18 protein-coding genes are annotated in these 24249 nt (G+C 66.0%); 5 read left to right on the top strand and 13 right to left on the bottom strand.

Annotated features, from left to right (window positions below):
* Nucleotides 1–48: 48 nt before the first annotated feature.
* Nucleotides 49–861 carry a DeoR/GlpR family DNA-binding transcription regulator gene (locus QM732_RS00165; RefSeq protein WP_415654191.1) on the top strand — a complete coding sequence of 271 codons (813 nt, stop codon included), beginning with the start codon at nt 49–51 and terminating at the stop codon, nt 859–861.
* Between the two features lie 6 nt (nt 862–867).
* Here the strand turns inward: QM732_RS00165 and QM732_RS00160 are convergent, their stop codons facing one another.
* The 13 genes from QM732_RS00160 to QM732_RS00100 form a co-directional block, all read right to left on the bottom strand.
* On the bottom strand, nt 868–1275 hold the full coding sequence (locus QM732_RS00160; RefSeq protein WP_415654190.1) for a RidA family protein: 408 nt from the start codon (nt 1273–1275) through the stop codon (nt 868–870).
* Nucleotides 1272–1682, bottom strand: coding sequence for an acyl-CoA thioesterase (locus QM732_RS00155; protein WP_415654189.1), 411 nt, complete (start codon nt 1680–1682; stop codon nt 1272–1274). The genes QM732_RS00160 and QM732_RS00155 overlap by 4 nt, the downstream gene beginning before the upstream one ends.
* Nucleotides 1679–3280 (bottom strand): AMP-binding protein, encoded by a 1602-nt coding sequence (locus tag QM732_RS00150; RefSeq protein ID WP_415654188.1) that lies wholly within the window; start codon nt 3278–3280, stop codon nt 1679–1681. The genes QM732_RS00155 and QM732_RS00150 overlap by 4 nt, the downstream gene beginning before the upstream one ends.
* Before the next feature lie 7 nt (nt 3281–3287).
* Nucleotides 3288–4427 (bottom strand): acyl-CoA dehydrogenase family protein, encoded by a 1140-nt coding sequence (locus tag QM732_RS00145; RefSeq protein WP_415654187.1) that lies wholly within the window; start codon nt 4425–4427, stop codon nt 3288–3290.
* Nucleotide 4428: 1 nt separating this feature from the next.
* On the bottom strand, nt 4429–5268 hold the full coding sequence (locus QM732_RS00140) for an enoyl-CoA hydratase family protein (RefSeq protein WP_415654186.1): 840 nt from the start codon (nt 5266–5268) through the stop codon (nt 4429–4431).
* Nucleotides 5265–5744: a MarR family winged helix-turn-helix transcriptional regulator gene (locus QM732_RS00135; protein ID WP_415654185.1), complete on the bottom strand. Its 480-nt coding sequence runs from the start codon at nt 5742–5744 to the stop codon at nt 5265–5267. Before QM732_RS00135 ends, QM732_RS00140 begins: the two co-directional genes overlap by 4 nt.
* Nucleotides 5744–6475 (bottom strand): SDR family NAD(P)-dependent oxidoreductase, encoded by a 732-nt coding sequence (locus QM732_RS00130; RefSeq protein WP_415654184.1) that lies wholly within the window; start codon nt 6473–6475, stop codon nt 5744–5746. Before QM732_RS00130 ends, QM732_RS00135 begins: the two co-directional genes overlap by 1 nt.
* The gene (locus QM732_RS00125) at nt 6472–8805 is read right to left on the bottom strand and encodes a bifunctional salicylyl-CoA 5-hydroxylase/oxidoreductase (protein ID WP_415654183.1); all 2334 of its coding nucleotides are present in this window, start codon (nt 8803–8805) and stop codon (nt 6472–6474) included. The genes QM732_RS00130 and QM732_RS00125 overlap by 4 nt, the downstream gene beginning before the upstream one ends.
* A 121-nt stretch (nt 8806–8926) precedes the next feature.
* Nucleotides 8927–9655 (bottom strand): polysaccharide deacetylase family protein, encoded by a 729-nt coding sequence (locus QM732_RS00120; RefSeq protein ID WP_415654182.1) that lies wholly within the window; start codon nt 9653–9655, stop codon nt 8927–8929.
* Nucleotides 9655–10965, bottom strand: coding sequence for an MFS transporter (locus QM732_RS00115; protein WP_415654181.1), 1311 nt, complete (start codon nt 10963–10965; stop codon nt 9655–9657). Before QM732_RS00115 ends, QM732_RS00120 begins: the two co-directional genes overlap by 1 nt.
* Before the next feature lie 121 nt (nt 10966–11086).
* Nucleotides 11087–12823: a glycoside hydrolase family 9 protein gene (locus tag QM732_RS00110; protein WP_415654180.1), complete on the bottom strand. Its 1737-nt coding sequence runs from the start codon at nt 12821–12823 to the stop codon at nt 11087–11089.
* A 103-nt stretch (nt 12824–12926) separates the two neighbouring features.
* Nucleotides 12927–15221, bottom strand: coding sequence for an alpha-xylosidase (gene yicI, locus QM732_RS00105; RefSeq protein WP_415654179.1), 2295 nt, complete (start codon nt 15219–15221; stop codon nt 12927–12929).
* 79 nt (nt 15222–15300) lie between these two features.
* Nucleotides 15301–16824: a tryptophan halogenase family protein gene (locus QM732_RS00100; protein ID WP_415654178.1), complete on the bottom strand. Its 1524-nt coding sequence runs from the start codon at nt 16822–16824 to the stop codon at nt 15301–15303.
* 183 nt (nt 16825–17007) lie between these two features.
* Between QM732_RS00100 and QM732_RS00095 the strand changes: the two genes are divergently transcribed.
* The 4 genes from QM732_RS00095 (at nt 17008) to QM732_RS00080 (ending at nt 24225) form a co-directional block, all read left to right on the top strand.
* Complete coding sequence (locus QM732_RS00095) at nt 17008–18240, top strand: ROK family protein (protein ID WP_415654177.1); 1233 nt, start codon at nt 17008–17010, stop codon at nt 18238–18240.
* Nucleotides 18240–19709 (top strand): xylulokinase, encoded by a 1470-nt coding sequence (xylB, locus tag QM732_RS00090; RefSeq protein WP_415654176.1) that lies wholly within the window; start codon nt 18240–18242, stop codon nt 19707–19709. Before QM732_RS00095 ends, xylB begins: the two co-directional genes overlap by 1 nt.
* Nucleotides 19710–19712: 3 nt before the next feature.
* On the top strand, nt 19713–21026 hold the full coding sequence (gene xylA / locus QM732_RS00085) for a xylose isomerase (RefSeq protein ID WP_415654175.1): 1314 nt from the start codon (nt 19713–19715) through the stop codon (nt 21024–21026).
* A gap of 181 nt (nt 21027–21207) precedes the next feature.
* Nucleotides 21208–24225: a TonB-dependent receptor gene (locus tag QM732_RS00080; RefSeq protein ID WP_415654174.1), complete on the top strand. Its 3018-nt coding sequence runs from the start codon at nt 21208–21210 to the stop codon at nt 24223–24225.
* The last annotated feature ends 24 nt before the right edge of the window (nt 24226–24249 follow it).

Raw genomic sequence — 24249 nt, 5'->3', positions numbered from 1 at the left:
AAGGCCTCGATCGATATGATTCGAAAGTAGCCTGCCTTTCGATCTCGCATGTCTCGCCCGAACTCCAAGCCGCCACCGGCCAAACCCGAAAGTACCCTGCTCATCGACGAGCGCCGTCGCCTGATCCGCGAATTGGTGCAGACGCAGGGCCGCGTCACGGTGGATGAACTGGCCGAGCGCTTTGGCACGTCGGTCGTCACCATCCGCAGCGATCTCAACGCGCTGGCGTCCACCGGCGCCGTGCTGCGTACCCATGGCGGCGCGCTCGCGCAGCGTGACACGGAGGAGGTGCCCATCGGTGTCAAGCAGAAGCTGCGCCACGAACAGAAGGCCCGCATTGCCACCGAAGCCGCGAAGATGATCCGGGACGGCGAGACCATCCTGCTGGACTCCGGCTCCACGACCGAGGAGATCGCCAAGCAGATCCGCAGCCTAAGGCTGACCTCACTGAACGTGATCACCAACGCGCTCAACATCGCCGGCCTGCTGGCGACGGTGCCGCACGTCAACCTCATCATGCCGGGCGGCCAACTGCGGCCGAACTCCTACTCGCTGTCCGGCCCACAGGCAGTGGCCGCGCTTCAGGGCCTGCATGCCGACCGCCTCTTTCTCGGCGTCGACAGCCTGGACCCAGACATCGGCCTGATGACGCCTCACCTGCTGGAGGCCCAGCTCAACGCCCAGATGATGAAGATTTCGCGTCAGGTCGTTGCAGTGGCGGACGCATCCAAGCTGATGAAACGCAACCTGTCAGTCATCGCGCCGGTGGAACAGCTGGACGTGCTGATCACCGACAGCGGCGCGGATCAGGCCATCGTGGACCAGTTGCGAGGCCGGGGGATCGAGGTGGTCTTGGCCTAGAGCCGGCTAGCCCTGATCCGGCACGACGGCCGTGACCTCGATCTCCACCTTGGCCCGGTCTTCCATCAGCGCCGACACCTGCACTGCGCTCATCGCGACGCCGTAGTCGCGACCCAGCACGTCGCGGTAGGCCTGGCCCACGTCGCGGCCTCGGACGAGGTACTCGCGCTTGTCGACCACATACCAGGTCATGCGCACGATGTGCTCAGGCCCGGCGCCGGCCTCTGCCAGCACGGCTCGGATGTTGAGCAGCGTCTGCCGCACCTGGTCGATGAGGTCATCGCTGTCGAATTCACAGCGCTCGTTCCAGCCGATCTGTCCGGCAACGAAGACCTGGCGGCCGCTGGCCGCGACGCCGTTGGCATAGCCGCGCGGTGCGGCCCAGCCGGCAGGTTGCAGGATTCTCTTGGTCATAGGGTCTCCAGCGCGACTCGCAGGTCGGCGGGCAGAGGTTGGGGTCTATGCGTATCCAGCGAGGTGCAGACCAGCAGCTGGTCGAACTCGACGCGGGTGCCGTCACTACCGTCGAAGGCGATCGCCAGCATCAGCGAGCTGCCGCCCACACGTTCGACGTACAGACGCTGACACAGACGGTCGCCCAGACGGCTGATGCGTTTGAAGCGCGTGTCGAGTCTTGCGGTGGGCATCCCGATGCGGCGCTGGACGATCAGCTGCGCGAACGGCAACCCCAGGCCATGCGCAAACCAGTCCTCGACCAACTCGTTGAGCATCTCGAAATAGCGCGGGTAGAAGACGATGCCGGCCGGGTCGCAATGGCCGAAGCGCACGGTCTGCTCGCGCTCGAAGGCGGCAGCCGTCATGTCTCGCGCAGCTTGAAGCGCTGCAGCTTGCCCGTCTCGGTGCGCGGCAGCGTGGCGCGGAACTCGATGGCGCGTGGGTACTTGTAGGGCGCGATGCTTGCCTTCACATGCTCCTGCAAGGCTTTCACGTCTCCCGCCTGGCCCTCGCGCAACACGACGAAGGCCTTGACCAGTTGGCCGCGCCCTTCATCGGGCACGCCGACGACAGCGCATTCGGCCACGGCCGGGTGGCTCAGCAGCGCGGCCTCGACCTCTGGGCCCGCGATGTTGTAGCCGCCCGAGATGATCATGTCGTCGGTGCGAGCCTGATAGACGTAATAGCCGTCCGCATCGATGAGGTAGGAGTCGCCGGTCAAGTTCCAGCCCTCCTGCACATACTGGTGCTGGCGCTCGTCGGCGAGGTAGCGGCAGCCAGTAGGCCCCTTGACGGCAAGGTTGCCTACTTGGCCGGCCCGCAGCGGCTGACCCGCGTCGTCAAGGATGCAAGCCTGGTAGCCAGGCACCGGCTTGCCGGTCGCGCCACCCTTGGCATCGGACTCCGTGTGGGAGATGAAGATGTGCAGAAGCTCGGTGGCGCCTATGCCGTCGATCAACTCGATATCCGTGACCTGCCTCCACAGCGCACGCGTGGCCGCCGGCAGAGCTTCGCCGGCGCTGACACATTTTCGCAGCGACGAGATGTCGTGCTGGGCGACCAGCGGAGCCATCGCACGATAAGACGTAGGCGCCGTGAAGCAGACCGTCGCACGATGCTCGGAGATAGCCTTCAGCAGCAGGTCGGGCGCCGCCTTCTCCAGCAGCACGGTGGATGCGCCCACGCTCATCGGAAACAGCAGCAAGCCGCCCAGACCGAACGTGAAGGCCAGCGGCGGGCTGCCGACGAAGACGTCGCTGGGCTGGGCCTTCAGGCAATGCACTGGCCAGCAGCGGCAGATCGCGATGACGTCGCGATGGAAATGCATGGTGCCCTTGGGCTGGCCAGTGGTGCCGGACGTGAAGGCGATCAGCGCACAGTCGTCGCTGGCGGTATCCACGTTCGTGAAGGTAGCCGGCTGGCGGGCCGCGCGAGCTTCAAGGCCGTCCGGAGCACTGCTGCGGTAGTGACAGATGCTGCGCAGCACCGGGTTCTGCAGTTGCGCCGCCGCGAGCTCGTCAGCCAGTGCGGCGTCGCACAGCGCATGAGTGACTTCGGCCTTGGCGATGACCTTGCCCAGCTCCACGGCGCGCAGCAGCGGCATGGTGGCCACCGCGATAGCGCCAGCCTTGATGACGGCGAACCAGCAGGCCGCCAGCTGCGGCGTATTCGCGCCCCGCAGCAGCACGCGGTTGCCCGGCACGACACCCAGCTCGTTGACGAGCACGTTGGCGATACGGTTGGCCTCGGCCTGCAGCTGGGCATAGGTCCACGTCAAGCCGGAGCCCTCAACGCAGGGGCGATCGCCCCACCCCTGAGCGACCCAGCGGTCCAGCAGCTCGGTCGCCGCGTTCAGTCTGGGGCCGAACTGCAGCTCGGGCAAATCGAAGACCAGCTCGGGCCACTGGTCCTGTGGCGGGAGGTGCTCTCTTGCGAAGGTATCCAGATGAGCCGATGGATGCATGGTTTCCTCACGCCCTTTTGAGGAGTTCGCGACCGATGATGAGCTGCTGCACTTCGCTGGCGCCCTCGTAGATGCGCAGCGCACGGATTTCCCGGTAGAGGGATTCGACGATTTCGCCCCGGCGCACGCCACGGCCACCGAAGAGCTGCACGGCGGCGTCAATGACCCGCTGGGCACCCTCTGTCGCCATCAGCTTGGCCATGGCGGCTTCCTTCGTAATGGTCTTGCCCTGGTCGCGCTGCCAGGCAGCGCGATAGACCATCAGCGCGGACGCGTCCACCGTGCAGGCCATGTCGGCCAGCTTGGCCTGCGTCAGAGGCAGATCCGCCAGGCGGGCGCCGAACATGGCCCGCTCCCTGGCCTGCTTCAAACCCTCTTGCAGCGCGCGTTGGGCAAAGCCCAGGGCGGCGGCAGCCACAGATGTGCGAAAGACATCCAGCGTACGCATGGCCAGCTTGAAGCCCTCGCCCGGCGCGCCCAGCATCTGGCTCCTGTGCACACGACAGTCGGTGAAACGCAGGCGCGCCAGCGGATGCGGCGCGATGACGTCGATGCGCTCCGCGATCTCGAAGCCCGGAATGCCGGCATCGACGATGAAGGCCGAGATGCCGCGCGATCCAGGCGCTTCACCCGTCCTCGCAAACAGCACGTAGAAGTCGGCGATACCGCCGTTGGAGATCCAAGTCTTCTCGCCATTCAGCACATAGGCGTCGCCGTCTTCGCTGGCGCTGCATTGCATGGCGGCAACGTCCGAGCCAGCCTCTGGCTCGGACAGTGCAAAGGCCGCCAGAGCCTCGCCCCGGGCAACGTGTGGCAGGTAGCGCTCTTGCTGGGCCGGCGTGCCCTGCAGCGAGATGGCGCCCGAACCCAGGCCCTGCATCGCGAAGGCGAAGTCGGCAAGTCCATCGTGCCTAGCCAGGGCCTCGCGGATCAGACAGATGGCTCGGGTATCGATGGCCTGGCCCTCACTGGCCACGGCGTGGTTCAGCCAGCCTGCCTTGCCGAGCTCGCCAACCAGTGACCGGCATTGCGCGTCGACATCGCCGTCATGCTCAACGTGCTGCAGGTGCTCACCGCACCAGGCGTCCAGCGCCGCAGCCAGCTCGCGGTGCTTCGCGTCGAAGAAGGGCCAGTCGAGATGGTTCATCTCAATCCCCTTGGAACACGGGCCTTTGCTTGGCCACGAAGGCCTCGTAGGCACGATGGAAGTCCTTGGTCATCATGCAGATGGCCTGGGCCTGAGCCTCGGATTCGATGGCCTCGTCCACGCCCATGGCCCATTCCTGGTGCAACATGCGCTTGGTCATGGCATGACCGAAGCCAGGTCCTGCCGCGATGTCGCCGGCCCACTTCAGCGTCTCGTCCAGCAGCTGCTCCGGCTCGACAATGCGGTTCAGGAACCCCCAGCTCAGCGCCTCCTCGCCGCCCAGGGCACGACCGCTGTAGAGCAGGTCCGATGCCCGCCCCTGGCCAACGATGCGCGGCAGCATGGCACAGGCTCCCATGTCACAGCCCGCGAGGCCCACCCTGGTGAACAGGAAGGCCGTCTTGCTGCGTGTCGTGCCCACACGCAGGTCGGACGCCATGGCCAGGATGGCCCCCGCGCCGGCGCATACGCCGTCAATGGCCGCGAAGATGGGCTGCGGGCAGCCTCGCATGGCCTTCACCAGGTCGCCTGTCATGCGCGTGAAGGCCAGCAGGTCGGGCATGTCCATGCCGGTCAGCGGGCCGATGATCTCGTGTACGTCGCCGCCCGAGCAGAAGTTGCCGTTGGCACCCTGCACGACGATCGCCTTGACCTCGTCCACATAGGCCAGGCGGCGGAACAGGTCGCGCAGCTCCGCATAAGACTCGAACGTCAGCGGATTCTTGCGCTCCGGCCGGTTCAGCGTGATGACACCGACGGCGCCCTGCTTCTGCCAGGCGAAATGCAGGGGCTGATAGCCGACAAGGCCTTGATGGTTGCCTGGGGCCAGATGGGGCGTCATGTGTTGTCCTTCAGATGTGTCTTGAGCAGCGCCAGCAGCTCGTGGACCTGCGTCTTCTGCGCGGGCGTCCAGCCGGCGAACAGCTCGACAATCCAGCCTTCGTGCGTAGCGGCCATGCGCTTGAACTGGCGACGGCCTTGCGGCGTGAGCCTGACGATGAAGCTGCGGCGGTCATCGGCGCGGGTCTCGCGCAGTACCAGCCCTTCGGCCTCGAGCTGATCGGTGATGCCGGTGACGTTGCCGCCAGTCACCATCAGGCGCCTGGAGAGCTCGCGCATGGTCAGGCCATCGGCATGGCGCTCCAACTGGGCCAGCAGGTCAAAGCGCGGCAGCGTGGTGCCGAACTCGGCGCGCAGACGCTGGCGGATCTGGTCTTCCACTCGCGTAGTGCAGGAGAGCAGACGCAGCCAGAGCTTGAGCGCCTGATGGTCATCGTCGGACAGCCGTGTTTCGAGGTCGAGTTCAGTCACCGACATCACATCGTCTCCCCACCGCAAACAGCAATGGCCTGGCCATTGACTCCCGTGGCAGTGAGCAACCAAGCCACTGTGTCGGCGACTTCCTCCGGCTGGATCAGTTGTCCTCTCGGATTGGCTCTGGCCAGCTCAGCCCTCGCCTGAGCAGCGGTTCGGCCGGTCTTGGCGACGATGGTGTCCACCGCTTGAGCCACGATGTCGGTCTCGGTGTAGCCTGGGCAGACGGCGTTGACTGTCAGGCCCTTGGCCGCCACTTCAAGCGCCATCGCCCGCGTCAGCCCCAGCACGCCATGCTTGGCCGCGCAGTAGGCAGCCACGTAGGCATAGCCCTTAAGCGCCGCAGTGCTGGCCACGTTGACGATGCTGCCCTGGCGGCGTTCCAGCATGCCAGGCAGCACGGCACGGCTGCAGAGGAAGCTGCCGGTGAGGTTGGCGTCGAGCAGGCGCCGCCAGAGCTCCAGCGAGGTCTTGTGCAACGGCGCGGTCTCAACCTGACCAGCGTTGTTGACAAGGATGTCTACGTCGCCGACGGCCATGAAGGCGGCCGCAACGCTGGCCTCGTCGGAGACGTCGCAGGCCTGGATGGCCACGCCGCCCAGCTCCGCCTGCCGCGCCTGGAGCCGCGTCACACTGCGCCCCATCAGCGTGACGCGCAGGCCATCAGCCAGAAGCCGCTTTGCCACTGCGGCACCAATGCCGCTTCCACCGCCGGTGATCACCGCATGCTTCATACGCCCAAGGCCTTGTTCGCCTGCTCGGCCACAGCCACGCTCCCGGCTCGCTGGCGCTCGAACTCACGTTCGAGCTGGCTCTTGCCTGACATGTATTGTTTGGGCCACTCCAGTCCGACCGGGCCGCGGTAGCCGATACGCGCCGCCTCGGTCAGGGTCCAGGCCGGATTGGCCAGATGGGGGCGCGCTATGGCGCAGAGATCGGCACGACCCGCCGCGATGATGCTGTTCACATGATCAGCCTCGGAGATGGCGCCCACGGCCATGGTGGGGATGCCAATGCGGTTGCGGATTTCTTCAGCGAACGGTGTCTGGAACATGCGGCCATAGACCGGCTTCTGCGCCTTGCTGACCTGGCCGGAGGACACGTCGACAAGGTCCGCACCCGCGGCCTTGAAGGCCGCGGCGATGGCAACCGCATCCTCGGTCGTCGTGCCGCCGGGAACCCAATCATGGGCCGAGATGCGCACGGACATCGGCCGCTCCGGCGGCCAGGCCTCGCGCAGCGCGATGAAGACCTCCAGCGGATAGCGCAGCCGGTTGTCCAGCGAACCACCATAGTCATCGTCGCGCCGGTTCGTCAGCGGCGAAATGAAGCTTGAGAGCAGGTAGCCATGGGCGCAATGCAGCTCCAGCCAATCGAAGCCGGCGTCGGCCGCGCGGCGTGCGGCACTGACGAAGTCGTCTCGCACGCGATCCATGTCGGCGCGGGTCATCGCGCGTGCGGTCTGGCTGATGCCGGCCAGGTACTGCTGCGACGAGGCTGCAATCAGCGGCCAGTTGCCGTGGGACAACGGCTGATCCTCGCCCTCCCAGGGCACGCAGGTCGAGCCCTTGGGGCCGGCGTGGCCCAGCTGCATCGCAATCCTGGCGCTGCTGTACAGGTGAACATGCTCCACGATGCGCCGCCAGCCCTCGCCCTGGGCATCGTTCCACAGCCCCGGGCAGGCGGGCGTGATGCGCGCATCGGGCGACACGCAGGTCATCTCGGCGAAGACGAGGCCGGCACCGCCCAAGGCCCGCGCGCCGAGGTGGACGAGGTGGTAGTCGCCTGGGATACCGCCATCGCAGCTGTACTGCGCCATGGGCGATACAACGACCCGGTTTTTCAGCGTTAGGCCGCGCAGCCTGAAGGGCGTGAACATCGGCGGGACCACCGCTTCCAGACCACTCTGCGCTGCCAGCCAGCGCTCGAACTCACCAACATAGTGGGAGTCACGCAACCTCAGGTTCTCATGAGATATGCGTTGCGAGCGCGTCAGCAGCGAATAGGCAAACTGCTCGGGCTCCAGCCGCGCATGGCGCTCGACGTTCTCGAACCATTCGGTGGAGTTTCGCGCCGCGTTCTGGATGCGCAGCACCTCGATGCTGCGCGTGGCCTGATAGGCGTCGAGCGCCATGGTGAGGTCGGCATGCGCCTGGATGTCGCGCGCCAGATCGATGGCGTCCTCCAGCGCGAGCTTGGTGCCGGAACCGATGGAGAAGTGGGCCGTGTGCGCCGCGTCACCCATCAGAACCACGGGTGTACCTCGGTCGTTGCGGTGCAGCCAGGCCTTGCAGACGACGCGGGGGAAGCGTATCCACTGCGCCGAGCCGCGCAGGTGGCCGGCGTTGGAGATCAACGCATGCCCGTCCAGAATCTTCGAGAACAGCCTCTCGCAGAAGGCGATGCTCTCCTCCTTGCTCATGTCCTCCAGGCCCGCTGCGCGCCAGACGTCTTCTGGCGCCTCGACGATGAAGGTCGAATGCGTTGCGTCGAATCGGTAGGCATGCGCCTGGAACCAGCCCCACTCCGTCTGCTGGAAGTCGAAGGTGAAGGCGTCGAAGAGTTGGGTAGTGCCCAGCCACACGAAGCGGCAGGCGCGCAGGTCGACATCGGGCTGGTAGGTGGTCGCGTACTTCTGGCGGATGCGGCTGTTCAGGCTGTCTGCCGCAATGATGAGGTCGGCATCTATCTCGGCATCGTCGGGCACGTCGGCTTCGTAGACCAGCTCAACGCCAAGCTGCTCGCAGCGTGCCTGAAGGATGTTGAGCAGCTTCTTTCGGCCGATGCCGCAAAAGCCGTGGCCACTTGAGACGATGCGACGCCCCTTGAAGTGCACGGCGATGTCGTCCCAGTGGTTGAACGCGTCGCTGATCTGATTTGCCGTCTCGGGGTCGGCAACGCGCAGCGCATCCACCGTCTGGTCGGAAAGCACGACGCCCCATCCGAAGGTGTCACCGGCACGGTTGCGCTCCAGGACCCTCACCTCATGGGCGGGGCTGGCCTTTTTCATCAACAGCGCGAAGTACAGGCCGGCCGGACCGCCGCCAATGCAGGTGATACGCATGATGCGAATCACTTTAGGAATCAATAGTTCAAACGTCAAGCAATTGGATGCAGGCGACGCAGAAAGTGAAAACCCTGAGTCCGGTGACGGACTCAGGGTCTGCGTTGGGGCGCGGCAGGCGTCAGTTCCAGTTCACATGCACAACCCGATAGCCGTTGCTCTTCAGCGCCCGCAGCAGGAAGGGCAGCGCCCGGGCCGTCTGGTCCTGGGCATCGTGCAGCAGGACGATGCCGCCACCGCTCTTGGCGAGCTGGCCAAGCAGCTTGTCAGCCAGCATCTGCGGCGTCTGGTCGGGCAGCCAGTCCTCGGCGCCGGCGTCGATGGACATGACCACCAGCCCTCGCTCCTTCAGGCTCGCCAGCAGGGTCGATGTTTCTTCCAGGAAGGGGAATCGAAAGGCCGCAGGCTCTGCGCCGAACACGGCGCGGTACGCGGCCATCATGGCATCGAGGTCGGCCGTCTGCGCTGCCGGCGGCAGTTGCGAGAAGTGCTCGTGCCGATAGCCGTGCATGCCCACGCTATGGCCCTCGTCGCGCACCTGGCGGGCCAGGGCGGCATGCTGGGCCAACGGCTCGCCATTCATGAAGAAGCTGGCCTTCACGCACTGCTCAGCCAGCGCCTTCAGCACGACGGGCGTGGACCCAGGCCTCGGGCCATCGTCGAAGGTGAGCACCACCTCCTTGGGCGCCAGCGTGGGCAGGGCGGCGTGCTGGGCCGTGCCCCAGGCAGCCGCCTCGCGCCTGAGCGTCAGCGTTCGCGAGGTGCCCAGCACATCGGCACCGCAGGCAGGCTGCGCCGTCGCAGCTGCGGCGAACACGAGGCTCGTCAGCAATCCCGTCAGTGGCTCCATCAGTGAGCCCCGACCGGGGCCTCACGGCCCTTGGCAGCTTCCGGCTGATCGTGCGGGAAGGGTGCCAGCCAAGCCAGGATCACGGGTGGTATGGAGAAGATAAGCACCCAGCCAAAGAAGCTCACGTACTGGTGGTTGACGTAGTTCCACAGCAAGCCGCTGACGCTGCCCGTGCCCCACTTGGTCAACGCCATGACGCCGGTGGCCATCGCGTAGTGGGCCATGCGAAACGGCCCGGGAGCGATCTGCTGCATCATGTACAGCATGTGGCCCACGGAGCCCATGCCAAAGCCGAACTTCTCGATCGAGACGATGACTGCGATGGTGACCGTGTCCGTCGGCATCGACTGCGCGAGATAGAAGTAGGTCAGGTGCGGAATGTTGAGCACCAGGGCCAGCGTGAAGAACGTGCGCGGCAATGTGCGCCTGGCGACCATAAAGCCGCCCAGGAAGGCGCCGGCGATGAAGGTCAGAGTGCCTACCGTGCCGTTGATGTGGCCCAGGGCCTCGTTGTCCAGGCCCAGGCCGCCAGCCACGCGCGCATCCAGCAGAAAGAGCGGACCGAACTTCTCGATGAAACCTTCGCCGAAGCGGTAGAAGAAGATGACGGCCAGCATCATCCAGATCTGCGGCTTCTGGAAGAAGGTGATCCAGGCCTGCGCCGTGGCCTTCAGGCCGCCGGAAAGCCCTGCACCGTGCAAATGCGAAGGCGACCCCGGCGGCAACACACGCAGGTGATAGACGCCAAAGACGGCCATGAACGCGGCCGCCAGCGACACCACGACCACCCAGCACTGCACCCAGCTCAGCCCCATGTGGTTGTGCAGATAGCCCGTCAGCGACACCAGCAGGCCGGAGGCGACGACTGCGCCCAGATTCCAGCACATGCCCTGCACGCCGGAGTAGCGGGCCTGGTCGGTCTTGGAAACGGTGGTCATGAAGACGCCGTCCGCGCACGTGTCCTGGGTGGCGGAGGCGAAGCCGACGATCCAGAAGAAGGCCAGCGACAACTTGAAGAAGCCCTCCATCGGCAGGCACAGCGCAACCAGGCCCAGCGCCGCCGCCATCGTGAACTCCATGCTGATGACCCAGAAGCGCTTGCTGCGGTAGGTCTCCAGCAGAGGTGCCCAAAGTGGCTTGAGCACCCAGGGCAGGTACATCTGCGAGGTGTAGAGGGCGATGTCCTCGTTGGAAATGCCCAGGTTCTTGTAGATGATGGCCGCGACGACGCCGACCATCACGTTGGGCAAGCCCATGGCCAGGTAGAGCGAGGGCACCCAGACGAGCGGGTGGCGGGTTGGCAAAGTCATTGGGTCTCCGTTTTGCTTGTTTCTTCCGGGGCAAGCGCCGTGCTGCGCCAAGCCGGCTCGGCGCGGCAAGCGCCGCTGTTCCCTGGGGAGAACGCCCGAGGCAGCCTTTGGACGAGGAGCGTCATTTCGGGGGCGTCAGCGCCTGCAGCGCTGCCGATACATAGACCAGCGGCGCATTCCAGTTGATGGCCACCTCGTTGCTGGCGTAGCTGCAGCCATGGTCGAGATAGGACAGTGCCGGCAGCGCGGACGCATAGCGCACGGGGCAGTGCTTCTGGTCCTGCTGACCGGGGTTGGGCCCACCGACGATGAAGCCGGGCACTGGTGCGTCCACGCCATCGGCCTCGGAGGGCCGATGATGAGGATGCAGAGGGCTGCGTCGGCCGAAGCCCGTCACATAGCTCAGGCCCAGTGGGTTTCGTCCCAGAACATAGTCCAGCACGGACTGCGCGGCATCCAGCTGCGCACGGTCATGACCGAGCCGGTAGGCCTGGATCAGCATCAGCGCCTGGTTCAACGCATGGGCGTTGCTGCCCCAGACGAAATCGGAGGCGGCCTCCATCGTCAATCGGTAGGCCGAGGCCCTCCAGGACGCCGCGAGTTCGTCCCCGAAGCCAAGAACGCGGCGCGTGACGAGCTCGGCGTCGGCCTTGGGCAGTTTGTCGCGGTGCTGGGCCAGACTGACCCACGCCAAGCCGGCCACGTCGCCCCAGCCGGGCACGCGGATGGGCTGTGTCTCCAGCTTCATCGCCTCCCGATAGCTGACATCACCCGTCGTGATGAAGAGCTCGGCGGCAGCCCAGGCGAACTCGTCGTCCAACTGGACATCGCCGTACTCGCCAGTGCGAACGTCAGGCGGGTTCCTGAAGAAGGCCCGCGGATTGGCGCGTGCCCAGGCCCAGGCGGCGACGGCTGCCTCGCGCATGCGCGCCGACAAGCCGGGCCGCTGCCCGTCGAACGGCTTGAAGACCCGGCTCGCCTGCGCCATCACGGCGGCGAAGTCCAGTGCGGCGGCCGTGCTCTTTTGCACGACGTAGCGCTCGCCATGCGTCTGGTGAGGCATCAGGTTGCCGTCAAAGCCCTTGTTGGTGAGCTTGTGATAGACGCCGCCGTCGACTGGATCCTGCATCGCCAACATCCAGTCGAGGTTCCACAGCACCTCGGCCAGAACGTCCGGCAGGACGTCTCCGCTCTCGGGAATGTCCAGCTTCTGGGCCTTGAACAGCGCCGGGAACTGCTCCCATGCTGCGAGCAGCGTATAGACCGTGATGCCCGAGTTGACGATGTACTTGTTGTAGTCGCCCGCGTCATACCAGCCCTTGGGCGCGGAGATGCGCGTGCCCTCCGGCCGCCCGTCACTGACAGCCGAGGCGTGGATCAGCACCGCAGTGTCCGGATGGCCGGCCGGGCGCGCCCAACGGCCGGCATAGCGGGCCTCCAGCGGGATGCCAGCGCGGTTGAAGTAGAAGGCCTTTAGGCTGGCCGCCGTCAGCGCGGCATAGGCATCGGACGCGACGCGGAAACGAGGCGACGTTGGCATGCCCTCGACGCGCAGTTCGTACTCGCCCGGCTCGGTGAGCGCCGAGAAGTCGGCCAAGCGCACGGCCTGGTCCGCCGGGGCCCATGCCCTCGCCGCGCCGAGGCGGCCGCTCAGCACGACGTCGCCACTGCCCACGCGGACGACGCGGAACTCGTCGCCCGCGTCGGCTGACGCAACGGCCCACTTTGCGGCGGCAGGCAGGTAGCCGATCTGGTTCACAGCGACGCCTTGCGCGCATACGCCGCCGTTGAGGGCACCCAGGCCCAACAGGCCTAGCAATGCGCCGCAAAAGCGTCGGGATAGGACTTGAGGCTTCATTTCGATCGGATTATGACAACGCTGTCAGTTGGGGTGTATTGGGGTCACTGCTCAGATGAAAGCCTCCGCCGAACCAGAATGGGCACGGCGGAGGTTGGCCATCTCAAGCGCTCCAGCGCAGCTCAGCGCCTTCGGCCAGCACCGGGCTGCAGCGGCCGTCGACGTCCAGGCTCCAGTCACGCAGCACACCCTCGGCAATCCGCGCCGTGTACTGCGCGCCCTGGCGGCGGACCTCGCCTCGGGCCGCAACGCTGCCATCGACCGCCACGACCGTGAAGGCCGCGCTTGCGCCGTCGTCCAGCTCGAACACGCGCAGCACCGTGCCACTGGCGTAGTCATAGTCAGGCTTCTCGGTTTCGGCACCCCAGGCGATGACGCTGTTCGGCGCGGCATACAAGGGCATGGACAAGAAGCCATGCGTCTCGCGATGCCAGCGGCCTCCCTGCTTCTTCTCCCCGGACAGCAGATGGGTCCACTGGCCCGAACCTTCCGATCCAGGCAGATAGAACGCCACCTCGCCGCTCTCGGTGAACACCGGCGCCACGAGCAACGATTCGCCCAGCTGGTACTGCCGGTCCAGCGTCGTGCAGGCCGGGTCATGCGGGTGCTCCATCAGCATGGAGCGCATCAGCGGCACGCCGCTCTGCGTTGCCTCATGGGCCTTGGCGTAGAGATAGGGCATGAGGCGGTGCTTGAGTCGTGTGAAGACCCGCAACACGTCGCAGCTCTCTTCATCGACCAGCCATGGCACCCGGTAGCTGCTGCTGCCGTGCAGTCGGCTGTGCGAGGACATCAGGCCGAACTGGATCCAGCGCTTGTAGACGGCCGGTGGCGGATTGCCCTCGAAGCCGCCGATGTCGTGGCTCCAGAAGGCGAAGCCGCAGCTGGTCAGCGACAGCCCGCCGCGCAGGCTCTCGGCCATGGATTCGAACGTGCTCCAGCAGTCACCGCCCCAATGCACCGGAAAGCGCTGCCCCGAGGCGTAGGTGGAGCGGGCGAAAACGATCGCGTCCCTACCCTGCACTTCTTCCAGTAGCTCGAACACGGCCTGGTTGTATTGCAGCGCGTAGAGGTTGTGCATCTCGACGGGGTCGGAGCCGTCGAAGTAGCTCACGCCCTCGCTCGGAATGCGCTCGCCGAAGTCGGTCTTGAAGCAGTCCGCACCCGTGCCCAGCAGGCGGCGCAGATGCCCCTGGTACCAGGCCTTGGCTGCAGGGTTCGTGAAGTCCACGATGGCCATGCCAGGCTGCCACTGGTCGGTCTGGAACGTCAGGCCATCTTGCGGGCCGCCCTTGCGCTTGATGAAGTAGCCGCACTTGACGCCTTCGGCGAACAACGGCGACTTCTGCGCCACGTAGGGGTTGATCCACAAGCTGATCTTCAGCCCCTTGGCGTGCAAGCGCTTGAGCATGGCCTCAGGCTCGGGGAAGCCACGGCGGTCCCACTCGAAGTCGCACCACTGGAACTCGCGCATCCAGAAGCAGTCGAAGTGGAAGACCGACAGAGGCAGCTCGCGCCTTGCCATCTCGTCAATGAAATGCGTGGCCGTGGCCTCGTCATACTGGGTCGTGAACGACGTCGTCATCCACAAGCCGAAGCTCCAGGCCGGCGGGAGCGGGGCGCGGCCTGTCAGCGCTGTCAACCGGCCAACGACATCCTTGGGCGTGGGGCCGGCGATGACGCAGTAGTCCAGGCTCTCGCCTTCGCGGCTGAACTGCACACGCGCCACCTTCTCCGAGCCGACCTCGAAGGAGACCGGACCGGCCTCATTGACGAGCACGCCGTAGCCGCGGTTGGTCAGGTAGAACGGCACGTTCTTGTAGGCCTGCTCGCAGGCCGTGCCGCCATCCTTGTTGGTGTTTTCGACGACTTGGCCGTTCTTGACCCAGGGTGTGAAGCGCTCGCCCAGGCCGTAGACGTTCTCGCCGACGGCCAGCGTCAGCTGTTCGTGAACATGATTGCCCTTGGCGCCCCACTGGATGTAGCCCAGGCCGCGCCAGTCGCTCTTGGTGAGAATGCGCTCGCCTTCGCGGAATGTCAGCGCCCAGCCATCGCCCTTCTTCACGTCGACCGAGATGCTGCCGGAGGTCAGAGTGGCCATATCCTCGCCATCGACGATCTGCACAGCAGGCTTGCCTGCACCCACCATGGGAATGTGCAGGCGCGGCGGACTCGACGCGGTGTAGTGCTCGACGCTGACACGGACGACGCCGGGGAGCGGCGAGCTGAGCGTGACGGTCAGCGTGGGGCCTTGCAGCGTGTCGCCGCGATGCTTGATGGGGCGGGTCGTGGCGAGCACGACGAGGCGGTCTTCGTGGGCTTCGATGGCATAGGCCTCAGCCGCGTAGTGAGCGGCGACGCCTGGCTGAAGCAGCCACTGTCCGTCGGTGAACTTCATGGTGTTTCCTGGTTGTCTCCAAATCGGCCGGCTGGTGGGCCGGCTCCTGGGTGTTCTTGGGTCCTTGGTCTTCGATCTCCTAGGTTGGGAGCGCCTTCACATGGCGAGCGATGTAGTCGCTGTGGCCGGGCATGCCGTCCACCGTCTGGTTGATGGCATGCCGCAAGCGCACGAAATGCTGCAGAAGGGCCTGCGGATCGATGTGGTCGACAAAGGGGTCATAGCTCTCAGGCAGCAGGCCCAGGCCGAGGAACAGCGACACCCAGGAAGGCTCGGCAAAGCCGTCGGGGTCGAAGATGGCAACGCGGCCGGCGCTTCGGAAGAGCTCGATCTGGTGAGCCAGCGAATCCGGAATGGGCATGGCCGCGCAATAGCGCCACAGCTCGGCGTCGCGCCGCTCGGTCAGCTTGTAGTGCAGCACGATGAAGTCGCGGATTGACTCGTACTGCAGGGCCATGCGGCGGTTGAACTCGGCCGCCAGATGGGGCTTGAACTGCTTGTCCGGGAAGAACTGGATCAGCCGCCCGACGCCGTCCATGATGAGTTGGATGCTGGTGGACTCCAGCGGTTCCAGGAAGCCCGAGGCCAAGCCGATGGCGACCACGTTCTTCACCCACCCGGCCTTGCGCCGCCCTGTGGTGAAGCGCAACTGGCGCGGCGTGTCCAGTGCCTTGCCGTCCAGGCCGGCGAGCAACGTGGCGGCGGCCTCGTCATCGCCGATGAAATGGCTGCAATAGACGTGGCCGTTACCCGTGCGGTGCTGCAGCGGAATCCGCCACTGCCAGCCCGCCGCCTTGGCGGTGGACATGGTGTACGGCGTCAGCGGCTCGACGCGCTCGCTGGGCACGGCCTGGGCGCTGTTGCAGGGCAGCAGCGCCGTCCAGTCCTCGAAGGGCGACTGCATCGCGCCGCCGATGAGCAGGGCGCGGAAGCCCGAGCAGTCGATGAAGAGGTCACCATCGATGCGGCGCCCATCCTTCAGCTTGACCGCGACGACGAAGCCGTCCTCGGGTCGCAGCTCGACATCAACGATCAGCCCTTCGATGCGCTGCGCGCCGCGCGCCATTGCGTACTCGCGCAGGTAGGCCGCATAGAGGCCGGCGTCGAAGTGATAGGCGAAGGAGTACGCATTTGCCGCAGACGGTGCGCCATCCACGGGGGGCGTGAAGCGGTTGCGGCGCGCCATCACGGTGGAGGTGGACCAGTCTTCGTAACCCGGCAACTTGTCCACGATGCGCTGCAGGCGCAACCAGTGCTGCCAGGGCGCCCGGTTCTCGATGGCGGGGCCGAAGTCGCCGAAGCCGTGGAAGAAGCGATGACCCACGCGGCCCCAGTCGCGGAACTCGATACCGAGCTTGAAGCTGCCCTGCGTGCGCTTGACGAAGTCGGCGCCGTCCAGGCCGAGCGTTCGGTTGTAGGCGCGAATGGGCGGCAGCGTCGCTTCGCCAACACCGATGGTGCCGATATCTGGAGATTCCACCAGCACGATCTCGCAGCGTTCTTCACCGGCCGCGGCACAACGAAGCGCGAGCGGCGCAGCCGCCATCCAGCCGGCGGTGCCGCCGCCCACGATGACGATCTTGCGGATACGGGAGTCGGTCATTTGGCTGTCTCTGGGCCAAGCGTTCTTATGGACCTCGCCAGTTCGGCAAGGCGGCGCGATCTTCGGCGAGGTCCGGCGCATTGCGATAGGGGTCAACACCGTATTTACTTCGTTCGATGGCCGAACTAATATGATTGAAAGCCCGTCGAAGCATGGGCATCTATAGAAGCCGTCAGGAGACAAATGCAGGCCGAAGCCGCAGGCAGCCAACAGCTGCTCAAGGTCATCAATCGCATGGCGCTGGTGAGACACCTCTGCGCCCACCCAGGCCTGTCGCGCGCGGACTTGGCCGGGGCTGTAGGCCTGACCAAGTCCACCGTCAGCATGCTGACGCGCGAGCTGATCGCCGAAGGCTGGCTCGTCGAGCGCGAGGTCGTCGCCACCGGCGACCTGGGCCGCCGGCCGACGCCCCTCTTCATCGACCCCGACCGACTGCTTCTGCTCGGCGCCGAAGTCGGCATCGAGTCCGTGCGCGTCGTCGCGACGTCGCTGACCGGCCAGGTCAAGGCGTGCACCGTCGCCAACTACGGTGCCAGCCGCTCGGCAAAGGCCTGTATCAGCAGCCTGGCCGGTGCGCTGGTCAAGCTCAGCAAGCAGCTGGACACGTGCCAGCAGATCCTCGGTCTCGGCGTGGGCCTGCCCGGCGGCGTCAACGAGGCGCGAGGCGTGCTGCACTTTGCCCCCAACCTCGGCTGGCGTGATATCCCCTTCGGCACGCTCCTTGCCGACAAGCTGCAAGACACCGCGCTCACCGGCGTGCCGCTCTTCATCCAGAACGAAGCCGATGTGGCGGCGCTGGGCGAGATGGAGTTCAACCCCGCGCCAGCCTCGGATCCGCTGCTGTACGTTTCCATCAACCAGGGCCTGGGCGCCGGTGTCATCGTCGGCGACCGGCTGCTGACCGGCAGCCGCGGCTTCGCTGGCGAGGTCGGCCACATGGTGCTCCAGCTGGGCGGTCCGCGCTGCTCCTGCGGCCGCCGCGGCTGCGCCGAGGCGCTGATCGCGACGCGCGCCATGCTGCACGGCAGCGGCGACGACGCAGCGTTGCGCTCGCTGGCGGAAGTGCGCACCCATCTCGTCGATGAAGACGCCGAGACGTTGAAGGCCGTCAACTCCGCCGGCCGCTACCTGGGCGTGCTGCTTCAGAACCTGGCCACGGCCTACGACCCCGCCTGCATCGTGCTGGGAGGATCAGTCGTCGAGCTCGGCGAGCCCTTCCTGAAGCCGGCGCTGGACACGCTGCTGGACTACGCCGCCGCGGCAAATCTGCCTCCACCCACCGTGCGCACCTCGATGTTCGGCGCCAATGCCGTCGCCGTCGGCGCCGCCGCGCTGGCGCGCTATCGCCTGACCCGCCCCGCCCTGCCGCTCGCAGACAGCGGCGCCGTCACCGCCGACGCCGAGGAGACGGCTTGATGTATCTCGGCATCGATCTCGGCACCTCGGAGGTCAAGCTGTTGCTGCTCGACGGCGAGGGCCGAATCGTCGGCACGGCCGGCAGTGCCCTGACGCTGTCCTGCCCCGAGCCGCTGTGGTCCGAGCAGCATCCGGACGACTGGTGGCAGGCCACGCAGGCCGCCGTCGCGAAGCTGCGTACAGCCCACCCCGTGGAGTTCAGCGCAGTACGCGGCATCGGCCTTTCGGGCCAGATGCACGGCGCCGTGTTGCTCGATGAAGGCGACACGGTGCTGCGCCCCGCCATCCTGTGGAACGATGGCCGCAGCCATGACGAGTGCACCGATCTGACGGCCGCAGCGCCCCGCCTTCACGAGATCGCAGGCAATCTCGCGATGCCCGGCTTCACGGCGCCCAAGCTGCTGTGGGTCCGCAAGCACGAGCCCGAGGTGTTCGCCCGCGTGAAGTCGGTGCTGCTGCCCAAGGACTGGCTGCGGCTGCAGCTGACCGGCAACAAGGTCTCCGACCCCTCAGACGCGGCCGGCACGCTCTGGCTGGACGTCGCCAGTCGCGACTGGTCGGACGAACTGCTGGCGGCCTGCGGCCTCACGCGCGCGCAGATGCCGCGCCTCGTCGAAAGCAGCCAATCGAGCGGCCTTCTCAAGCCCGGGCTGGCCAAGGCCTGGGGTCTCGGATCCGAGGTCACCATCGCGGGCGGCGCGGGCGACAACGCGGCCAGCGCCATCGGCATAGGCGCAACGACCCCGGGCGATGGCTTCATCTCGCTGGGCACCTCCGGCGTGCTCTTCGTCGTCAACGACCGCTTTGCGCCCAACCCGGACTCAGCCGTGCACGCCTTCTGCCATGCCCTGCCGCAGCGCTGGCACCAGATGGGCGTGATGCTATCGGCGGCTGGTTGCCTGAAGTGGTTCTGCCAGCTCGTCGGTGCCGATGAGGTCACGCTGCTGGCCGAGCTGGCATCTTCTTCGCCTTCGTTTTCGCAAAATGACAGCGCAGTCAATGCGCCCATCTTCCTGCCCTACCTTGCCGGCGAGCGCACGCCCCACAACGACCCCTTCGCACCCGGCGGCTTCCACGGGCTAAAAGCGCAAACGACACGAGCGGAGTGCACCTACGCCGTGCTCGAAGGCGTGACCTTCGGCCTCGCGGACAGTCTGGCCGCGCTGCGCGAAGCGGGTACGGAAGTGCATGCGCTGTCGCTCGTCGGCGGCGGTGCGCGCAGTGCCTACTGGGCCCAGTTGATTGCCGACGCGCTGAACGTCGAGATCCTCGTGCACACCGGTAGCGAAGCCGGTGGCGCCCTCGGTGCGGCACGGCTCGGTTGGCTCGCTGCTGGCGGCGACCTCGCCACCGTATGCACCCGCCCCGCCGTCGCGACCCGTCACGCCCCCAATCCCGAACGCCACGCTCGCCTGGCCCCGCGCCTGGCGCGCTTCCGTGACCTTTACCAGCGCCTGCGCGGCGCTTGATCCATGAGCTACTTCGAACACATTCAACCCATCCGCTACGAAGGCCCCGACAGCCAGAGCGAGCTGGCCTTCAGGCACTACGACAAGGACCGCATCGTCCTTGGCATGCGCATGGAGGATCACCTGCGCTTTGCCTCCTGCTACTGGCACAACTTCGTCTGGACGGGCCTGGACCCCTTCGGCGGCGCCACCTTCGAGCGCCCCTGGTTCCAGGGCGGAACGCCCATGGAACTCGCCAAGGCCAAGGCAGATGCCGCTTTCGAGTTCTTCGAGAAGCTCGGCGCGCCCTACTACTGTTTCCACGACCGCGATGTCGCCCCCGAAGGCGCCACGCCGCGCGAGAGCCACGAGAACTTCCTGCGCATGGTGGACGTGCTGGGCGAGAAGCAGCAGGCCACCGGGCGCAAGCTGCTGTGGGGCACGGCCAACCTGTTCAGTCATCGCCGCTTCATGTCCGGCGCGGCCAGCAACCCCGACCCCGAGATCTTCAAGCTGGCAGCACTGCAGGTGCGCGACGCGATGGACGCGACCCTCAAGCTCGGCGGCGAGAACTACGTGCTGTGGGGCGGCCGCGAAGGCTACGAGACCCTGCTGAACACGCGCATCGGCCAGGAGCTGGACCAGCTCGGCCGCTTCCTGAGCATGGTCGTGGACTACAAGCACAAGATCGGCTTCAAGGGCGCCATCCTCATCGAGCCCAAACCACGCGAGCCATCCAAGCACCAGTACGACTTCGACACGGCCACCGTCTACGGCTTCCTCGTGCGCTACGGCCTGGAGAAGGAAGTCAAGGTCAACATCGAGGCCAACCACGCCACGTTGTCGGGCCACAGTTTCGAACACGAGATCGCCACGGCTGGCGCCCTGGGCATCCTCGGCAGCCTGGACATGAACCGCGGCGACCCACAGCTGGGCTGGGACACCGACCAGTTCCCGAACAACGTACCCGAAACGGCCCTGGCGCTGTACCACGTGCTGCAGGCCGGCGGCCTGGGATCGGGCGGTCTGAACTTCGACGCCAAGGTGCGCCGCCAGTCCATCGACGCAGCCGACCTTTTCCACGGCCACATCGGCGGTATGGATGTCTGCGCACAGGCACTGCTGATCGCCGAGCAGATGATCGTCGATGGCCGCCTCAAGGCTGCCGTTGACGCCCGCTATGCCGGCTGGGACACCGCCGCCGGACAGGACATCCTGAAAGGCCGCCGCAGCTTGGGCGAACTGGCCGATCTGGTCCTTGCGAACAACACCGACGTCGCCCCCGTCTCGGGTCGCCAGGAAGTGCTGGAGAACCTCGTCAACCGCTTCTGCGCCTGACGCCCAGCCCCAAGTCCCATTCAACCCACCCCACCGACCGACGGCCCCGCCCATGACGAACAGCCTCGCCCCCATGAAAAGCGCTCGCCGGCCGGGGCGATGTTGACCCCCGCCATTCCGACGAACCAGCAGTAAGACACACAGGCCAAGAGCCCCCCCGATGACAACGAGAGGAGACACAGTGAACCACTACCGCCGAACCGCCGTATCCCTAGCCGCCGCCCAGGCCGCCCTGCTATGCAGCGGCATGGCTTTCGCGCAGACAGCGCCCGCCCCGGCGGCCGCCGCGTCCGCCCCCGACGCCAAGCCCCAGCAGACGCAAAAGATCGAGTCCGTCGTCGTGATGGGCCGTCGTGCCGCCCTGGAGTCGGCGCAGCGCATCAAGCAGAACTCCGACGAGATCGTCGACTCCATCGTCGCCGACGACATCGGCAAGCTGCCCGACCGCTCCGTTACCGAGGTACTGCAGCGCGTCGTCGGCGTGACCATCGACCGCACCATGGCCAAGGGCGACCCGGAACACTACTCGGTGGAAGGCTCCAGCGTGAACATCCGCGGCCTGTCCTATGTACGCTCCGAGGTGAATGGTCGTGACACCTTCTCCGCCAACGGCGGCCGCGCGCTGAACTTCGAAGACGTGCCGCCCGAGCTCATGGCTGCGGTGGACGTATACAAGAACCCAACGGCCGCGCAGATCGAAGGTTCCATCGGCGGCCTGGTGAACCTGCGCACGGCCATGCCGTTCGACTACGCAGGCTTCAAGGGCCACGTCACCGCCAGTGGCAACTACAACCAGCTCCAGGGCCGGTTCAGCCCCTCTGCCTCGGGTCTGCTGTCCAACCGCTGGATGACCGACGCAGGCGACTTCGGCGTGCTGCTGAGCCTGGCACACAGCAAGAGCACAACACGCACCGACCTCTGGCAGGTCGAGCCCTACTACAAGATCGACGGCACGCACTGGGCCCCCAAGGGTGCGCAGTGGCGTGACTCCAACTTCGAGCGCAACCGTGACGGCGCCTACGCGGCCGCGCAATGGAAGAAGGACAACGTCAGCAGCTCGCTGACGTACTTCCAGTCCAAGTACAAGATGCAGTGGGACGAGAACGCGCTGTTCGCGCAGACTAACCCGTGGAACATCGTCATCGGCAGCGATGCCAAGTACAACAGCAACAACGTCTTCGTCAGCGGCACGCTGACCGCCCCGGCGGACGGCGGCGTCAACTTCGGCGCCGACACGCGCTACATGACGCGTAATTCCAAAACGCGTGATCTGGCTTGGAACCTCGCCTGGAAGGCCAGTGACCGCTGGAGCTTCAGCACCGACCTGCAGCTGGTCAAGTCCGACACGCGCGGCTTCGACTCGACGGTCGCCACTGGCCTGCTGATGCCCAAGGAGAACCTGGACCTGACCGGTTCGACGCCCCGTGTCGTCTTCGATTCGAGCGACCTCGCGGCGCTGCAGAACAAGGCCAACTACTACTGGGCCTTCACGATGGAACACCTGGACCGCAGCAAGGCCGAGCAGAAGGCGTGGCGCGCGGACGGCAAGTTCAACTTCGACCACGCGGTGCTGCAGGATCTGTCCTTCGGCGTCCGTCTGACCGACCGCGACGCCAGGACCACCAAGACGGTACCGGACTACAACTGGTCGGCAATCACCCAGACTTGGCAGCGCGGCTGGGACATCAGCGACGTGGCCTATCTGAGCGACCCGCGCTTCAACGCGCCGACCCGCCTGCACCCTTTCACGAACTTCTTTGGCGGTCAGAGCGTGCCGGCCGTATACGTGCCCGACGTCTCACTGGCCAAGGACTATCCGAACAGCTATACGGCACTGCACAAGTACCACGACATCCGCTGCCAGGAGTTCACCGCGGCAAACGGCTGGGGCAGCGGCTGCGCAGCCTGGACACCCGCCAGCTTTGGCACCGACCCGGCAGGCAACAACGAACAGCATGAGCGCTCACAGGCCGCTTACGCGCAGTTGCGCTTCGATTTCACGGACTCCGGCACCCCCATTGACGGCAACGTCGGTCTGCGCGCAGTGCGCACCGAGATGAAGGCCAGCGGCTACACCGTCTTCAACAACAAGGCAGACCAGCCCAACCCGAACCAGACAGTGCGCGGCGTCACGGTGCCGAACATCGCCAACTTCGCGACACCGATCAACGCCGAGCAGAGCTACGTCAACGTGTTGCCCAGCCTGAACCTGCGCCTCAAGAGCAGCGACAACCTGCAGTTCCGCGCGGCCTTGGCCCGAGGTGTCTCGCGGCCGGACTTCGCGGACATGCAGGCTTACACCACGATGGACCTGACGACGACCAAGCACACGGAGAACAACGACACCGTGCTGGTCATCGACTCCGTCAACCTGTCTGGAACGGCCAACGGCAATCCGCTGCTGAAACCGATCAAGTCCACGCAGCTGGATCTGACCGCCGAGTGGTACTTCTCCAAGAACGGCTCGCTGACGCTGGCGGTGTTCAACAAGCAGCTGAGCGACATCATCGTCAAGCAGTCGGCCACAGTGCAGCTGCGCGATACAGCCAACAACCCGCTCAACTTCACCGTCACGTCGCCAGTGAATGGAGCCAAGGGCCACGCCCGCGGCTTCGAGATCGCCTTCCAGCGCTACCTCGACATGCTGCCGGGCTGGATGGCAGGCATCGGTGTGCAGGCCAACTACACCTACGTGGACAGCAAGACCAAGCCCTACAGCCCGGTCACCTCGCCATTCTGCGCCGGCACCAGCACTGGAGCAGAGAACCTCAACCTCAACATCAACGGCTGCGACACCGACGGCCGCACCTTCGGCAACCTGCCGCTGACCAACCTGTCTAAGAACGCCTACAACCTGGCACTGCTCTATGACTGGGGCCCGGTGTCGGCGCGAGTTGCCTATGCCTGGCGCTCCAAGTACCTGCAGGGCGTCAACGTCAACGGCACCCGCAACGGCGACGGCAGACTGGCCGACTCCACCTCCGTGGCCTACGCGTTGCCCACCTGGAGCGACTCCTACGGGCAGATCGATGCCGGCATCACCTACCGCTTCAACGACAAGTTCAGCCTCAGCCTTGAAGGGCAGAACCTGAACAACGCTCTGGCGCGCCAGCTGATGCAGCAGAACATCGGCATGATGACCCGCGCAGTCAACTACACCGGTCGCCGCTACTCGGTGCAAGCCAGCTACTCGTTCTGAGTCCCGGATGGGTCCGGCGGCGGA

This window comes from Roseateles sp. (assembly GCF_047654805.1).
Taxonomy (GTDB): domain Bacteria; phylum Pseudomonadota; class Gammaproteobacteria; order Burkholderiales; family Burkholderiaceae_C; genus Pelomonas.
Note: the sequence above shows the minus strand (reverse complement) of the source record. Positions and strands in the feature narration are given on the sequence as shown.

Coding starts and splice junctions, on each gene's coding strand:
- QM732_RS00165 (WP_415654191.1), top strand. CDS start 49: ATGTCTCGCCCGAACTCCAAGCCGCCACCGGCCAAACCCGAAAGTACC.
- QM732_RS00160 (WP_415654190.1), bottom strand. CDS start 1,275: ATGACCAAGAGAATCCTGCAACCTGCCGGCTGGGCCGCACCGCGCGGC.
- QM732_RS00155 (WP_415654189.1), bottom strand. CDS start 1,682: ATGACGGCTGCCGCCTTCGAGCGCGAGCAGACCGTGCGCTTCGGCCAT.
- QM732_RS00150 (WP_415654188.1), bottom strand. CDS start 3,280: ATGCATCCATCGGCTCATCTGGATACCTTCGCAAGAGAGCACCTCCCG.
- QM732_RS00145 (WP_415654187.1), bottom strand. CDS start 4,427: ATGAACCATCTCGACTGGCCCTTCTTCGACGCGAAGCACCGCGAGCTG.
- QM732_RS00140 (WP_415654186.1), bottom strand. CDS start 5,268: ATGACGCCCCATCTGGCCCCAGGCAACCATCAAGGCCTTGTCGGCTAT.
- QM732_RS00135 (WP_415654185.1), bottom strand. CDS start 5,744: ATGTCGGTGACTGAACTCGACCTCGAAACACGGCTGTCCGACGATGAC.
- QM732_RS00130 (WP_415654184.1), bottom strand. CDS start 6,475: ATGAAGCATGCGGTGATCACCGGCGGTGGAAGCGGCATTGGTGCCGCA.
- QM732_RS00125 (WP_415654183.1), bottom strand. CDS start 8,805: ATGCGTATCACCTGCATTGGCGGCGGTCCGGCCGGCCTGTACTTCGCG.
- QM732_RS00120 (WP_415654182.1), bottom strand. CDS start 9,655: ATGGAGCCACTGACGGGATTGCTGACGAGCCTCGTGTTCGCCGCAGCT.
- QM732_RS00115 (WP_415654181.1), bottom strand. CDS start 10,965: ATGACTTTGCCAACCCGCCACCCGCTCGTCTGGGTGCCCTCGCTCTAC.
- QM732_RS00110 (WP_415654180.1), bottom strand. CDS start 12,823: ATGAAGCCTCAAGTCCTATCCCGACGCTTTTGCGGCGCATTGCTAGGC.
- yicI (WP_415654179.1), bottom strand. CDS start 15,221: ATGAAGTTCACCGACGGACAGTGGCTGCTTCAGCCAGGCGTCGCCGCT.
- QM732_RS00100 (WP_415654178.1), bottom strand. CDS start 16,824: ATGACCGACTCCCGTATCCGCAAGATCGTCATCGTGGGCGGCGGCACC.
- QM732_RS00095 (WP_415654177.1), top strand. CDS start 17,008: ATGCAGGCCGAAGCCGCAGGCAGCCAACAGCTGCTCAAGGTCATCAAT.
- xylB (WP_415654176.1), top strand. CDS start 18,240: ATGTATCTCGGCATCGATCTCGGCACCTCGGAGGTCAAGCTGTTGCTG.
- xylA (WP_415654175.1), top strand. CDS start 19,713: ATGAGCTACTTCGAACACATTCAACCCATCCGCTACGAAGGCCCCGAC.